Here is a 15019-nt window from a genome sequence, read left to right on the forward strand (position 1 = left end):
ATCACTCTCCCCCTGCGTTTATATACTTGTTCTGTGCTTTCTCTGCGGCAAACGCCTCGCGGGGATCGGTCCTGGCATATGTATCCCGGAATGCCGACGCCGTCATACCCGTGCTTTTTTTGAAATTTCGTGCGAACAGCTTGGTATCCTCAAACCCCGACAGCCTGGCGATATCCGCCACCCTCCGGTTTGTCTGCACCAGCAAATCGCAGGCGTTTTTAATACGGATAAAGGTCAGATATTGCTTTGGAGACATTCCCATATCCCGCTTGAATACGCGGTTTAGATAGCTTAAGCTAAGGTTCAGATTTACACAAATGTCCTCGACGGTAAAATGCGGGTTCATATAGGAGCAACCCACTAGGATCACCGTTTGGTTAACGTAATGCCCTTTATTGAAATCGTTTTCCGTCTGAAATCCCGCTTTCAAGCGATCAAATAGCAGATAGAACCAGCCCAGTATTTCATAACTGGCCCTGGGCCTCTCCAGATAGGCCCGGTTCATCCGTCCAAACAGATCCACGATTTCCGTATGATGACCCTTGCACCGCCCATACACACGTTCCCGGCTCAAGCCGATTTCCTCCAGCATTTCATAGGCTGACTGTCCTGCGAGAACCACCCAGTAGTAGCAAAAAGGATCCTCCTTGTCCGCCTTATAACGGATGGCTTCTTTTGGGGGAATGATAAATAAATCCCCCTTGACCAGTTCATAACTCTGCCCGCGGTAATACAGCCGGCCTTTCCCACTGACGATGTAGTGAAGCGAGACATAGGTCCGGTTCGGATCTGCCGGCACCTCTTCTTTTTTATACGGGGAGCACATTTCCCTCAGACACTCGAGGATTTCCGGACGCGAATAGTTGTAAAGAGACCATGTATAAAATTTTTCAATGCCGTTACTCTTTTCCATTCTTCACCCAGCCTATGCCCGTTATGGCCGACGGCGCTTCTCCAAGTAAGCCAGCGGCTGCTGCACACCGCTTGAATACGCGATCCCTGTAACTGGAAATCCGGTATCGCTCGCCCCGTTGGCAAATATACCGAACGTTTTCACCGCGTCCGCGTTCCAAACCGTCGCTTCATCGAAATCCACATTGTGAACCACCTCTTTATAAGAGGTGCTCCGGCTGATCGCTGTCCACGTGCCATTCACGCCCACATGCAGCGTATCGCCAAGACTGACCACCGACAACGCCAGTTCCTCCTGCCAAGGGATAGCCGTCACATAATCCCGATCGGAACGGTCATCCCAGCCCGTTCCCCGCGTCAGGCGTATCTTGACCGTGTCGTCATCGGCCCGGAGCAACAGGATTTTGACTGGGCTGGAAGCGCCTTCCGTATAATAGTAAATACCGCTGGTCGATTCGCCCTGATCCATACGCTTGACCTGAAGCGTCACATAAAAGTCTTTCAGCGCCACACCCGCGAACTGCTCATAATCGTTGTTTTGCAGAATATAGTTTCCGTTCGTCGGTGCATGGCCGCTGGCAAACTTCACCTCAGTGAACCGTGGCGTTTCCGAAACAGTCAGCTGGCCATCCTTTACCGTGGCTTTAAACTGCACCGATACAAAGCGCGCGCTTTCGAGTACCAGGGTGTGCGATCCATCCGGGAGCCGCAAGCCGAACGTTCCGTCGGAAGCCACGGCACTTGTCTCGCCCTCGAGCCATCGCACCGTAACCGCGTCTCCGTCTGCATACAGACCTTCCGCGCAGCCATAGCTTCCGCCCACCTCGGCAAACCGAGTATACACCAAGACTTCCATAGCCTCCGCAGCCGTAAACATATAAGTGTTCTCCGCCTTCGCTGGTATCCGGCGCCCCGCATAGGTGACGATAACCTCACTCCCGGGTTCCATGCCGGAGAGCGTCAGCGTTACCGAATCCGTACCCTTGAGCGCTTTGGGTTTATCCAGAACTCCTATCACCTTTTCATCGTCGCTGCGGACGGTCAGATTCACATAGCAGGCCTCCTGCGTACCGGCCGCATATCTCACATCCGCAATAGGGAAGCCCCTATCGCTGGCACCGTTGGCGAACAGTCCAAAGGTTTTCACCGCATCTGCGTTCCATACCGTCGCTTCATCGAAATCCGTATTGTGAACCACCTGTGTATAGGAAGTATTCCGACCGATAGCTGTCCATTGCCCCTCGACTCCTACATACAGCGTATCTCCCAAGCTGAGAACCGACAGGGTCAGTTCCTCCTGCCAAGGGATAGCTGTCGTGTAATCCCGGTCGGAACGATCGTCCCAGCCCGTACCCCGCGTCAAACGTATCTTGACTGTTCCGTCATCGGCCCGAAGCAGAAGGATTTTGACCGGGCTGGACGCGCCTTCCGTATAGTAGTAAATGCCGCCGGTCGATTCGCCCTGATCCATGCGCTTGACACGGGTCGTGGCAAAGAAGTCTTTCAGTGCTATGCCTGCGAACGCCTCATAGTCCCCGTTTTGCAGAGTGACGGCACTGTTTGACGTCTCCTTGCCGTCGGTGAATTTCAGTTCCTTGAACAGACATCTCTCTGGCACCGTGACGACGCCGCTTTCCACGGTAACCGCCAAACGAACCGGTGCAAACCGTGCGCTGGTCAGTGCGAGGCTGTGGGTGCCATCGGGGAGCCGGATATGGAATTTTCCGTCCGCCGCCGTCCCGGTGATACCCGCCGTCTCCGAGCAGATCGTAACCACGTCACCGTCCGCATACAGGCCCGGCGCGTAGCCGTAGGTACCTGTTACCGAATAGGTGCGCGCTATGGTCACGACCACCTCACCGGATTCCGCCGCCGTAAAGGTATAGCGATTCTCCGCGTCAGGCGTCAGAATCCGTCCTGCGAATGTGACGACGGCCGCGCAACTCTCGTCCATACCGGAGAGCGTCAGCATCACCGGCTCCGTCCCTTTCAGAACTCTGGTTTTATCTAATGTCCCCGTTACGCTTTCGTCATCGCAGCGGACCGTCAAATCGGCGTAGCACGCATTTTTGATTTCCTGCGTGCCGGCATTGTAGGCAATATCTGTAATCGGGAAGCCGATCTCGCTGGCGCCGTTGGCGAACACGCCAAAGATTTTCAGCGTATTCGCGTCCCACACCGTCTTTTCATCAAATTCCACGTTGTGGACCACCTGCGTATATGGGGTATCACGGCTGATGGCCATCCAATTGCCATCGACACCCACATACAGCGTGTCGCCGATGCTGAGCACCGACAGAGTCATCTCCTCCCGCCAGGGAATATTCGTTGCATAATCCCGGTCGGAACGGTCGTCCCAGCCTTTTCCTCTCGTCAAACGTACTTTCACGTTGCCGTCGTCAGCCCGGAGCGGCAGGATCTTCACCGGGCTTGCCGCCCCCTCGACATAGTAATAGACGCCTCCGGTCGATTCACCCTGATCCATGCGCCGAACACGGGCTGTGACGAAAAAGTCCGTCAAGGCTACCCCGGCGAACGGCTCGTATTGATCGTTGAGCAGTGTGACGGCGCCGTTTTTCGTCTCCAGACCGCTGCCAAACATCAGCTCTTCGAACATTGACACCTCCGGCATATTGACAGCGCCGCCGTTCACGGCAACCTCAAGGTGAACCGGTGCAAACCGTGCGCTGGTCAGTACGAGGCTGTGGGTGCCATCGGGGAGCCGGATACGGAATTTCCCGTCCGCCGCTGTCCCGATGATACCCGCCGTCTCCGAACGAATGGTAACCGTGTCGCCGTGCGCATACAGGCCCTGGGCATATATATAGCGGCCCTCCACCGGATAGACACGCGTGATGCTCACTTCAACAACACCTGACTTCGCAGCTGTAAAGATGTAGGTGTTGTCCCCGGTTGCGGTCAGGATATGTCCGCCGAATGAGACGGTAGCCGCGCGGGTGTCATCCAAACCGGAGAGCGTCAACGTCACAGGTTCCGTCCCTTTGAGTACGCTGGTTTTGTCCAGATGCGCCGTCACGCCTTCATCCTCACAGCGGACCGTCAAATCGGCCATGCACGCATCCCGAGTTCCCGGTTGATATGCGATCCCGGTGATAGGGAAACCGACCGCGCTGTCGCCGTTGGCGAACACGCCAAAGGATTTTTCCGCGCCCGCGTTCCAAACCGTCGCCTCATCGAAATCCACATTGTGCACCACCACTTTGTGTGGGGTGTCCGGGCCGATAGCCGTCCATTGATCGTCGATGCCCACATACAGCGTGTTACCGATGCTAAGTACCGAGAGACGAGCTTCCTCCTGCCAGGGGATTGCGGTCGTATAGTCGCGATCCGACCGGTCGTCCCAGTCCAGTCCCCTGGTCAGGCGGATTTTAAACATATTGTTGTCCGCTTTCAGCAGAAGCACTTTCACCGGGCTGTTCCCCCCGGCGTAGTAGTAAATACCGCTGGTCGCCTCGCCCTGATCCATGCGCTGCACACGGGCCGTGGCAAAGAAATCCTTCATGGACACTCCGGCGAACAGTTCATAGCTCTTGGGGGGCAGCGTGATAGCGCTGTCTTTTGTTGTATGACCACTGACGAATTTCAAATCTTTAAACTGCTTTTGTTCCGCTATATGGACATTGTCGGCCTTAACAACAATCTCGAAGCGCACCGGCGCGAACCGCTCACTAGTCAACACTAGGCTGTGGGTACCGTCGGGCAGCCGGATGCGGAATTTCCCGTCGCCCGCCGTCCCGTACAAAGCCGCTGTTTCCGAATAAATACTGACCTTATCGCCCGTCGTATACAGACCTGCATCATAACCGTAGCTGCCCTCTACCAAGTAGACGCGGGTAAAAGTTATTGTCACCGTACCGGAGTGGGCGGGGATAAAGGTATATTTACCGTTCTCATCAGGCGCTATCCGCCGTCCCTCGAAAGTTACCTCAGCCATATAGCGATCATCCACTCCGTTTAGGGTCAGGGTTACCGGCTCGGTACCTTTCAGCACGCTGGCTTTGTTCAAAACGGCTTTTACATTTTTGTCGGCGCAATCCACCGTCAGCGTCGCATAACAGGCGTTCTTAACCTCCTGTGTGCCAGCCTTGTAGGCGATATCCGTTACTGGAAAGCCCTCGTCGCTCTCACCGTTCGCATACAAGCCGAAAGTTTTTTCCGCTTCTGCATTCCACACAGTCGCTGGATCAAATGCTACGTTTTTGACTACTTCTTTATAAGGGGTGTCCCGGTTGATGGCTGTCCATTTTTCATCAATACCCACATACAGCGTGTCGCTGTAACTAAGTACCGAAAGCTTAAAAACTTCTTTCCAGGGGATTGCGGTGGCATAATCCCGGTCGGATCGATCGTCCCAGCCTACGCCTCTCATCAGGCGGATCTTTGTGTTGCCGTCATCGGCCCGAAGCAGCAACACCTTGACGGGACTGGCCCCGCCGGCGTAGAAAAATACGCCACTGGTCGCTTCTCCCTGGTCCATGCGCCGCACGGTGGCCGTGACGAAGAAGTCTTTCAGCGAGACACCGGAAAACAGTTCATAATCGCCATTTCGCAGTGTATAGTTTCCCCCGTTCGGCACTTTCCCCACCGCAAACTTCACTTGGGAGAATCGCTTCATATCCGGGATGTCCACCCGGCCGCCGCGCACGGTGACATCGAAACGTATCGATTCAAAGCGGGCGCTGGTCAAGACGAGGGTATGCCGTCCATCGGGCAGGCGTATGCGAAATTTACCATCGGACGCCGTTCCATAAGTGCCGGTGGTTTGGGAGTGTACCATGACCGTATCGCCCTTTGCATACAGGCCGTCCGCATAGCCGTAACCGCCGGTTACGGGATAGACACGGGTAAGGGACACTTTTACGCTTCCCGATTCCGCGGGCGTAAAGGTGTATGTATGATTTCCGCTGGCTGGAATCTGTCGTCCCGCATAGGTGACAGTCACCATATAGCGGTCGTCCGCGCCCTTAAGCGTCAGTACTACCGGTTCGGTGCCTTTGAGAACTTTCGTCTTATTTAAAACCGCCTGAACGTCTTTATTGGAGCAATCCACCTTGAGCGTCGCATAACAGGCGTTCCTGACCTCCTGTGTACCGGCCGTGTACGCAATCTCTGTAATCGGAAATCCCACGCCGCTTTCACCGTTGGCAAATACGCCGAAGGTTTTCTCCGCTCCCGCGTTCCAAACCGTCGCCTCGTCGAAATCCGCGTTTTTGACAACTGGCGTATAGGCTGTTTTCCGATCTATGGCCAGCCAATTGTCATCAATTCCCACATACAGGGTGTCGTCGAAGCTGAGCACCGACAGCCGGTATACCTCTTTCCATGGTACAGCGGTCGTATAATCCCGATCGGACCGATCGTCCCAGCCTTTTCCCCTCGTCAGACGGATTTTTACCGTGTCGTTCTCCGCCTTGAGCAATAGAATTTTGACCGGACTGACCGAGCCTTGCGTATAGTAGTATATGCCACTGGTGGATTCACCCTTGTCCATACGCTCGACACGCATCGTGGCATAAAAATTCTTCAGCGATACGCCTGCAAACAACTCGTAATTGCCATTTTGCAGCCGATAGCGGCCATCTGCCGGTACATTGCCGCTCTCGAACTTAATTTGGGTAAATCGGTTGTTTCCGGTCACGCGCACATCCTTTTCCCGCACCGTCACATCAAAGCCTATTGCTTCAAAACGAGCGCTGGTCAGGATCACGCTGTGCGTTCCCGCGGGCAGGCGAATACGAAACTTCCCGTTCGCTGCCGTGCCGAACAATCCCGCGGTTTTCGACTGCACCGTAACCTCATCGCCATTTGCATACAGGCCGTCCGCATAGCCGTAATTCCCCTCCACAAGATATGCACGGGTGAAAGTTATCGTCACATCCCCGGATTCTGTTGCCTTGAACGTATAGGTATTCAGACCGCTGGCGGAAATCTGCCGTCCTGCATAGGTCACCGTGGGTACTAGACTTTCCTCGGCCGGCGTCACCGTCAGGGTGACCTCTTGGCCCATCAGGACGGTCGTATCGCTTAAAACCGCCGTGCCGCCGTCTGCGCAGCGGATTGTCAAATTCACCTGACACTCCTTCAGTTTCTCCTCAACCTGCGCACCGCCAGTCACATTTTCATGTGTTGAGGATCCCGCACCGCTGTTTCCAATGCCATATAGCTTTTCTGCTTTGGTAAAAAAATCATAGTCTCCCTCGGACGAGACCGGCGTGGTACTTCCATCAATGACTGTCCAGTGTCCGTCGATTTGCAGATAATATACGCCATTGTGGAAAAGTACCTGAATGGTCGCTTGGTGATTCGCGCCCTCAAAAGGAATTTCCGTAGCGTAGGCTCGGTTTGCTTCGCCATCCTTCGTCCGTCCCACCATATACACAGTGGCAACTGTAACGGTAGCGTCCGCTTTGTCGACGAACAAATACGTTTCTCCCGCATCTGTGCGGAAATATATGGTGCCGGCCCGACGTCCACGCTCATCCGAACGATAATTCGACAGCACAGTTGTCTTCATCCAAAAATTGGCACTCGGCTCTTCGTTAAGCTGCAGATAATCCCACGCCTGCGTAAACGAGGCCGATGCACCTTTCAATACCTTTTTTACAACCGTGGATTTGGGAGTCCCACACGCCGCTGCAAACATACAAAGCACCAGACAAGATAACGCCAGCAAGAAGTGCCGTTTATAGTTTTTCATGCATCGTTCCTCCAATTCATACGGCAGTCCTACGAATAACTTACGTCTACTTTTACCAGTAAACCTTATGCTTCAATTGTATCCACTCCATTTTACCTTGTCAATCGACCAAGCATTGGAAGTGTTCATAAAAGTCCACCTCATTTTATTGAAATAAGTCTGGAGAATTTCCTTTTGTTTTCTGCACTAATTTTTAAAAATTTATTGAATAGCATTCATACTCTTAACGGAATCACGTCATATTCGTCCACCTATTTGCAAGCCCCAATTCGTTGACAGGCCTGTTTTGCAACGGTAGTATATTATACATAGCGGAAAACTTCCCGTCATGTAATTACAAATAGAGGTTATGAGAATGAATATGCTGTTTCCCGCCATACAGGCCGACGAGAAAAATGTAACCTACGCGTTTCGTCTGACGATCGCACTTCCTCCTGACAGCCGAATCCGCCTGGCGGCTTCCAACGCTTGTATGCTTTTTCAGGACGGTGACCTGCTGTTCCGAGGTCCCATGCGCGCCGCTCATGGACACAGCCTGCTGTCTGAAATCCCACTGGCTTCCCGTAAGGATTCCACGCTGGTTGTAGAGGTGGCCTATTACGGCATCAATGGCTTTTACTGTGTGGAAGAGCCGCCCTTTTTTATATGTACCATTCTAGTCGGAGATAAACCGATAGCGAATACCGAAGATTTTCAGGTGTTTCGTCTGGACGACCGAGTACGGAAAGTCCCTCGATACAGCTTTCAGCGACCCTTTTCTGAAAGCTACCGCATGGAGACCGATCGCCGCGCACTGTATGTAGGAGAGAATGTGCCCTATCCGCAGGATACTGCCGTGGAGGTTCGTGGAAACACCCTGCATACCAGCGACTTATCTCTTCCGATTCTGAACTTAACAGAGCTTACCAATGCGGTGGAACAGGGTACGCTATGTAAAAACCAGCATCCATACCATTTTCGAGACCGCTGCATTACGCAAATCGGCGATAAACTCAAGGGATATCGTCTGGACGAACTGGAGGAGTTTCCGGTTGAGGAACTGGCGGAAATCGGTTTTCATCCCTATGCAGAGGTACAGAAAAAGGATGTGTATGAGAATGAGTACCTGCTTTTGGACGCGGGTATGAACTATACATCGTTTATTGGAGCCGAACTATGTGCCGAGACCGATGCGATTGTCTTTTTTACATTTGATGAAATCCTCTGGCATGAGGCTTTAGATGATATTCACCTACGCACTTTTTTTGACAGCAAAGCACTTCCTCTGAGTTTTTCACGGCTGGAATGCTGCAACGTCATCAAATATAGCCTAAAGAAAGGCGAGTACCGTCTCTGCTCCTTTGAGCCATATACATTCCGCTATTTAAAAATTGCAGTAAAGGGCCGGATACGTCTAAAACGCGTGTATCATATCCCCTATGAAAATCCTAGCATTCCAAAAGACATATTTTGTACCGATCGACCAGAGTTAAACCAAATATTCGAGGCCGGTGTGCGAACCTTTGCGCAAAATGCCGTCGACGTGCTTACCGATTGCCCGTCGCGGGAACGAGCTGGCTGGCTCTGTGACAGCTTTTTTACCGCACAGGCAGAAGCATTGCTGACAGGTGGCAATCGGGTGGAAAGGAATCTCCTGGAGAGTTATCGGCTTGTCCCTCCGCTGCCTGAACTTCCTGCTTCCATGCCACCTATGTGTTACCCGGCCGATCACAACGATGGCCAGTATATTCCCAACTGGGCTATGTTTCTGATCATTGAGTTGGAGGATTACCAAAGGCGAACGGGCGACGAGGAACTGATCAACGCCTTTGGGGAAAAAATCCGAAGCCTGTTGGACTGGCTGGAGTCCTATGAAAACGAGTACGGCTTGCTGGAGAATCTGCCTGGCTGGGTATTTGTAGAGTGGAGTAAATGCGCAGACTTTGTTCAGGACGTCAATTTTCCCACTAATATGCTCTACTATCGGGCTCTGTTCTGCGCCTCTCGGCTGTACGGCGAGGAAGTCTATCGACAGCGCGCCGACAATCTCCGTGCCGTCATTCGCCGCCTGTCGTTCAACGGCCGTTTTTTTGAGGATAATCTCCTTAGGAAGAATGGACGGCTCGTGGCGACGGGAAACATTACAGAAACTTGCCAATATTACGCATTCCGGTTTGGGATCGCAACCAAGGACGAGGATCCTGTGCTTTATCAAACCATGGTGGAACAATTCGGTCCGCTGCGTTCTTCATATGTGCATACCGATATTTTCCCATCCAACGCATTCATCGGCAATTTTCTGCGCTATGACTGGCTCAGCCGTTCGGATGAGCGTAAAATCCTGTTAGCGGAATGCCAGGCGTATTTTCTGCGTATGGCCGATCGTACCATGACGCTGTGGGAAAACAATGAGGCGACCGCCAGTTGTGCACATGGCTTTGCGTCCTATTTGACCGTACTGCTTGCACGCGCCGTTTTTGGATATTGGGGGTTCGATCCAGTGAGCAAAACCGTATATTTGACCGAATCCGATTCGTCCATATGCGGAACCGCGCGCTTTCCCATAGCGGGACAGACGTTGGAAATTATCCTGGAGAGAGGTGTTCGCTCGATTATTCTGCCCGATGGTTACCAAACAGGCCGTCCTACCCTACCATAATCAAGGAGAGACGTTATGTTTCAGCTTACAGATAAACATTTGAAGATCGATACGCCGCACACCACCCTGCTGTTTAAGGTGTGTCATAAGGAGATACAGCCTTACTATACTTACGAGCCGTTTGAGAGCTACCTCATGCCGATTCATTATGGCCGGAAACTCCAGGATGGAGACGATTTCGACATCCTGTGCAAAAACGAGGCGGGCCGTTTCGCCTCCATTTCCTGCCCCGGAAACACGGACGTCCGGGAACCACTTCTTCTGATTCAAAACGCGGACGGCTCTTATGTCAACGATTTCCGGTTCATGGGTATTCGTGAGGTGGGGGATTATGAATCCGATGGTATGCCGAAAGCTCATTCCGTCGCTCAATTGCTGGAAATTCGCTACGTTGACAACCGTACCCAGGCGGAATTGTATCAGTATATCGGCTGCTTTCAAGACACGGATGTCCTAACATCCGCATTCCGACTTGTGAATAAAGGTGAAAATACCATCACCGTGCGCAGATTGATGAGCCTGCAATCGGATTTAGTAGGCGGAGATTACACCGCTTATACTTTCAACGGAGACTGGGGCCATGAACGGATGCGAAAAACGCATCCTCTCAGTATCGGTGTTTTTGTCAACGAATCCCTCAACGGTATGTCCTCCGCCTTGACCAATCCGTTTATCATGCTGCAACGCAGCCGATATGATGACTGGTACGCCTATAACCTTCTTTTTACCGGAAATCACAAGGAGAGCGTGGAACTTAACTACGCCAATAAAACGCGCGTCCTGGTTGGGATGAACGACTTCGCTTTCTCCTGCGAACTGGGTGCCGGAGAGGCGTTCACCACACCGCAAGCAGTGCAGGTGTATGCCCCCTCACGGGACGCCATTACCTGTGAGATGCACAAATTTGTTAATCGTCATATTCTGCGGGGTATGTACGCTCGGGCGGAGCGGCCGGTGATTATCAACAACTGGGAGGCAACCTACTTTGATTTTACCGTTCCAAAAATAGTGGAGCTTGCAAAAAAGGCAAAAAATATTGGTGTCGAGCTATTCGTTTTGGATGATGGCTGGTTTTCCACACGCAACAACGATACATCCGGACTCGGTGACTGGTCAGATAACTTAGAGAAAACAGAGGGGGGCATCCGGGTTCTCGCAGAAAAGATACGAGAAATCGGATTGCAATTCGGCATATGGGTGGAACCGGAAATGGTGAATCCAAACAGTGAGTTGTACCGTCTTCATCCTGAATGGGCTGTGACTATTGACGGACGCACTCCTATTCAACTGCGCAACCAGTATATTCTCGACTTGGCCAACCCAGAGGTCGTCAACTACCTTCTTGAGCAAATCGCAGGGGTTATCGAACGCTGCCGGGCGGACTACATCAAATGGGATTGTAATCGCTTCATGACGGAGTTCTATTCCAGGACACTCAAAAACCAGGGTATGTTCCTGTATCGCTTTATGCAAGGCTTTTATCGATTAATCGGAACCCTTACCATGCGGTATCCGCAGGTGCTCTTTGAAGGTTGCGCGGGAGGCGGCGCACGGTATGATTTGGGGCTCATGTGCTTCACTCCGCAGATTTGGACAAGCGACAATACCGACGCGCGGATGCGAACAAAAATTCAGGAGGGCAGTCTCTACGGCATTCCCCAGAGCGTGATGTCAGCTCATGTATCCATCGTTCCCAATCATCAGACCGGTAACACCACCCCCTTGGAATCACGATTCAATGTCGCTGCGGCGGGGATCCTTGGCTACGAATATGATCTGACAAAGGCCTCGGAGGAAGAACTGGCCTGTATGAAAAAACAAATTGCCTTTTACAAGAAGCATCGTGCCCTGCTGCAATACGGCCAGTACCATTTGATCGATAGCGTCTACGATAATAATTGCGACGGCGTAACGTCTTATATCGTAGTTTCCGAAGATAAAAGCGAGGCCATCGCGACGGTAATACAGCACACCTATGAACAGCCGATTCCCGTAAAATTCCACTTGACCGGCCTTGATGACAACTTTCTGTATCATATCTCTATGCGCCAGCAATGCAATATCGACTACATACAGGATTATGTTGTGCGCGGGGATGTACTGAATCACGCCCCTCTGGATTTTGCGCCGCTTGCTTGGGAACGGGAAAGAGAGCAAAATTCAAACGCCATTTTTTCACGTATGTTTTATATTAAAAAAATTGATTAATACCTTGTTGCCCTACAACATCTCCCTGACATCTTTGGCACTGTCACCGATACCCTTGCTGATGAGCGGCATCTCTCCGATAATATGCGCACCGTGGAATACTCGTGTGTGCATTTTCTCTGACCTCTTTCAAAAAAGAGTGCGTGTAGCAATACCTATGAAGTTAAAGATGTGTTACCGTCCTATTCATTTTTCTCATCATAGCCCCGCCGTTTTAGAGGTGGCTCTTTAAAAGGCTGTTTGGGTCATTTCTTCAACCAATACTGCGAGCTGCTCCTGGCTCCACTGGCCCGGCTTCGCGGGATGCGTTCCACGAAGCCGGCCTGCTCCAGTTCGGCCAGCGCCCGGTAGACCGTCCGGGTGGAAATATGCTGTCAACGACGAAATAAAAAAGCAAGAAAACGCCGAGGAAATTGTGTAGGTAAAAGGCGGAGAAAGGATGTAAAAAATCAGGCATTGCCCTGATCAAAGAGTGTGTTGACAATGTGCTGCTTCTGGCGCATGAATTCCTTGCGTTCCTTCAGACGATAAGACTCGCCCTTGATGTTAATAACGGTACAATGATGTAGGACGCGGTCGAGGATAGCCGAGGCGATGGTGACGTCGGCAAAGACCTCATTCTATTGGGAAAAGGTTTTGTTGGAGGTAAGGACGGTAGAGGTCTTTTCATAGCGCCTGGCAATGAGCTGAAAGAAAAGATTGGCTCCCTGAATATCCATGGGAAGGTAGCCGATCTCGTCAATGATGAACATCCTGTACTTGGCAAGGACTTTGAGTTTGTCGGGTAACCGATTCTCAAAGTGGGCCTTTTTAAGCTGCTCAATGAGTTGATGGCAGTTGATGTAGTAGGTAGAGAATCTGTGCTGGGCAGCCACCAGACCAAGGGCGGAAGCCAGGTGGGTTTTGCCTACACCAGGCGGGCCGAGAAAGACCACATTTTCTCCGTTCTCCAGAAAGCGCATGGTAGCCAGTTCATCAATCTGGCGCTTGTCGATGGAGGGCTGAAAGGAAAAGTCAAAGTCATCCAGGGTCTTCTTGATGGGGAAGCCGGACATCTGTGCCTGCTTTTCGTAGGCGCGTTTGCGCTTGGATTTCGCCTCTTCTGCAAAAATATGGTCTAAAACCTCCACAATGTTGAGTTTGTCGGCAACAGCCCGTTCCAGGTAGTTGTCCAGGATTTCCAGTGTGTTCTTCATCTTGAGGCTTTCCAGGTTTTCCCGAAGCCTGTCCATCGTCAACTCACTCATACAGCACCTCGTCATACCGGCTCAAATCTCTGGATTTCAGCGGGAAGTCAATGATGTTGTCCTGTTCCAAAAGAGGATTTTCCACGTCCATGGACTGTTTGAGAGTGAGCCTGCGGTAATGCATTGACGACCATATCCTTTTTCTGATACGATATCCGATGCAGAGCAATCTGCTTTCCCTCGTAGTATGCGGCCAGCATATTGTCGAGGGCCACGACTGCCACATCCTTGCCGACGTACTCTGCGGGAACAGAGTACTGGTTGCGGTCGACCGTCCACGGTCGACTGCATAGCTGATGAGGCATGTCTTTGGCAGAAACACACGGGTGTTTCTGCGGTACCCGGCGAAGATTAATTTTGTCGATGATATATTCGCGTTTGAGAGGGCTTAGGCCCTCTTTTTTTCAATCTTTCAAAGGGAATCTCGTTGGTAGTGGCATGAACCTTTCCGTTGACCCCGTGGCTCGCTTGCGAGACACTGTACACCATGCCAGAGCCTGTCCGTTGAGATCTGCCAGGCTGTTGTATTTGATCCCGATCATGAAGTTGTCCCTCACAAACTGAACCGTCCGTTCTACTTTCCCTTTGGTCTGTCCACGGTATGGACGGCACAGGATGGGCTTGAATCCATAGAATCCCGCAAAGTCCTCAAACTGGCGGTTTAGGGTACTGTCCTCCTGCTTCAGCAGTCGTTTCACTACCACCTGTTTCATATTGTCGTACAGGCTCTCTTCCGGATACCCGCCAAAATACCGGAATGCGTTTTGGTGGCACCGGATGAGTACATTGGTACTCATGTCTGTGACAAACTCAATGTACCTCATCCGGGAGTAGCCCAGTACCAGCAGGAAACAGTACAGCCTCTTCCATTTCCCGTCTTCATACACCGTGTGATCCTCAAAGAATCCCCAATCCATCTGGCCCTGTTTTCCAGGCATTGTTTCAAACCGCACCGTCGCCTTTTCATCCAGATCCATTTTTCGGCTTCTCACATATTCCTTGACGATGCTGTACTTCCCTTCAAACCCCCGCTCCTTGAGTTTTTCTAAAATCCGGACTGCTGAGTATACGGCGCTTCCTCCAGCCACTGATCCACTTGCTGCTTGTATTCATCCAGCTTTGTAGGTTTTGGCGCAGACAGTGTGTACTCCGGACGCTGCGGTGATTCTGCGTACCGTTTCGCTGTCCGCGGGTCTATGTGGTATTTTTTCCCTAATTCTATGTAGCTCATCCCTTTGAGTCTGTCATTTCGGATTTCCATCTATTTTGCTCCTTCTATTTTGACTTCCTTTCCAC

6 protein-coding genes and 2 pseudogenes are annotated in these 15019 nt (G+C 51.8%); 2 read left to right on the forward strand and 6 right to left on the reverse strand.

Annotated elements, in window-relative coordinates:
- Position 1 precedes the first annotated feature (1 nt).
- Both ACSAMM_RS06965 and ACSAMM_RS06970 read right to left on the reverse strand, forming a co-directional pair.
- The gene (locus ACSAMM_RS06965) at positions 2-913 is read right to left on the reverse strand and encodes a helix-turn-helix domain-containing protein (protein ID WP_178720762.1); all 912 of its coding nucleotides are present in this window, start codon (positions 911-913) and stop codon (positions 2-4) included.
- 21 nt (positions 914-934) lie between these two features.
- A complete protein-coding gene (locus ACSAMM_RS06970; protein WP_457790690.1) occupies positions 935-7630 on the reverse strand; it encodes a hypothetical protein in 6696 nt (2231 codons plus the stop codon).
- A 355-nt stretch (positions 7631-7985) separates the two neighbouring features.
- Between ACSAMM_RS06970 and ACSAMM_RS06975 the strand changes: the two genes are divergently transcribed.
- Together ACSAMM_RS06975 and ACSAMM_RS06980 are read left to right on the forward strand one after the other, a co-directional pair.
- Positions 7986-10268: an alpha-L-rhamnosidase-related protein gene (locus ACSAMM_RS06975; RefSeq protein WP_457790692.1), complete on the forward strand. Its 2283-nt coding sequence runs from the start codon at positions 7986-7988 to the stop codon at positions 10266-10268.
- 15 nt (positions 10269-10283) lie between these two features.
- On the forward strand, positions 10284-12476 hold the full coding sequence (locus ACSAMM_RS06980) for an alpha-galactosidase (RefSeq protein WP_457790694.1): 2193 nt from the start codon (positions 10284-10286) through the stop codon (positions 12474-12476).
- Between the two features lie 449 nt (positions 12477-12925).
- On the opposite strand, the pseudogene istB reads toward ACSAMM_RS06980, so the two are convergent.
- The 4 genes and pseudogenes from istB to istA form a co-directional block, all read right to left on the reverse strand.
- Positions 12926-13723 (reverse strand): annotated as a pseudogene (gene istB, locus ACSAMM_RS06985) (IS21-like element helper ATPase IstB).
- Positions 13716-13847 carry a hypothetical protein gene (locus ACSAMM_RS06990; protein WP_457792203.1) on the reverse strand — a complete coding sequence of 44 codons (132 nt, stop codon included), beginning with the start codon at positions 13845-13847 and terminating at the stop codon, positions 13716-13718. Before ACSAMM_RS06990 ends, istB begins: the two are co-directional and overlap by 8 nt.
- A 61-nt stretch (positions 13848-13908) precedes the next feature.
- Positions 13909-14028 (reverse strand): annotated as a pseudogene (locus ACSAMM_RS06995) (Mu transposase domain-containing protein); the annotation flags it as partial.
- A 99-nt stretch (positions 14029-14127) separates the two neighbouring features.
- Positions 14128-14811, reverse strand: coding sequence for an IS21 family transposase (istA, locus tag ACSAMM_RS07000; RefSeq protein WP_457790696.1), 684 nt, complete (start codon positions 14809-14811; stop codon positions 14128-14130).
- Positions 14812-15019: the final 208 nt, after the last annotated feature.

This window comes from Anaeromassilibacillus sp. SJQ-5 (genome assembly GCF_054108045.1).

Excerpts from the sequence above, each read along its gene's own strand:
- ACSAMM_RS06965 (WP_178720762.1), bottom strand. The coding sequence starts at position 913 with ATGGAAAAGAGTAACGGCATTGAAAAATTTTATACATGGTCTCTTTAC.
- ACSAMM_RS06970 (WP_457790690.1), bottom strand. The coding sequence starts at position 7,630 with ATGAAAAACTATAAACGGCACTTCTTGCTGGCGTTATCTTGTCTGGTG.
- ACSAMM_RS06975 (WP_457790692.1), top strand. The coding sequence starts at position 7,986 with ATGAATATGCTGTTTCCCGCCATACAGGCCGACGAGAAAAATGTAACC.
- ACSAMM_RS06980 (WP_457790694.1), top strand. The coding sequence starts at position 10,284 with ATGTTTCAGCTTACAGATAAACATTTGAAGATCGATACGCCGCACACC.
- ACSAMM_RS06990 (WP_457792203.1), bottom strand. The coding sequence starts at position 13,847 with ATGCATTACCGCAGGCTCACTCTCAAACAGTCCATGGACGTGGAAAAT.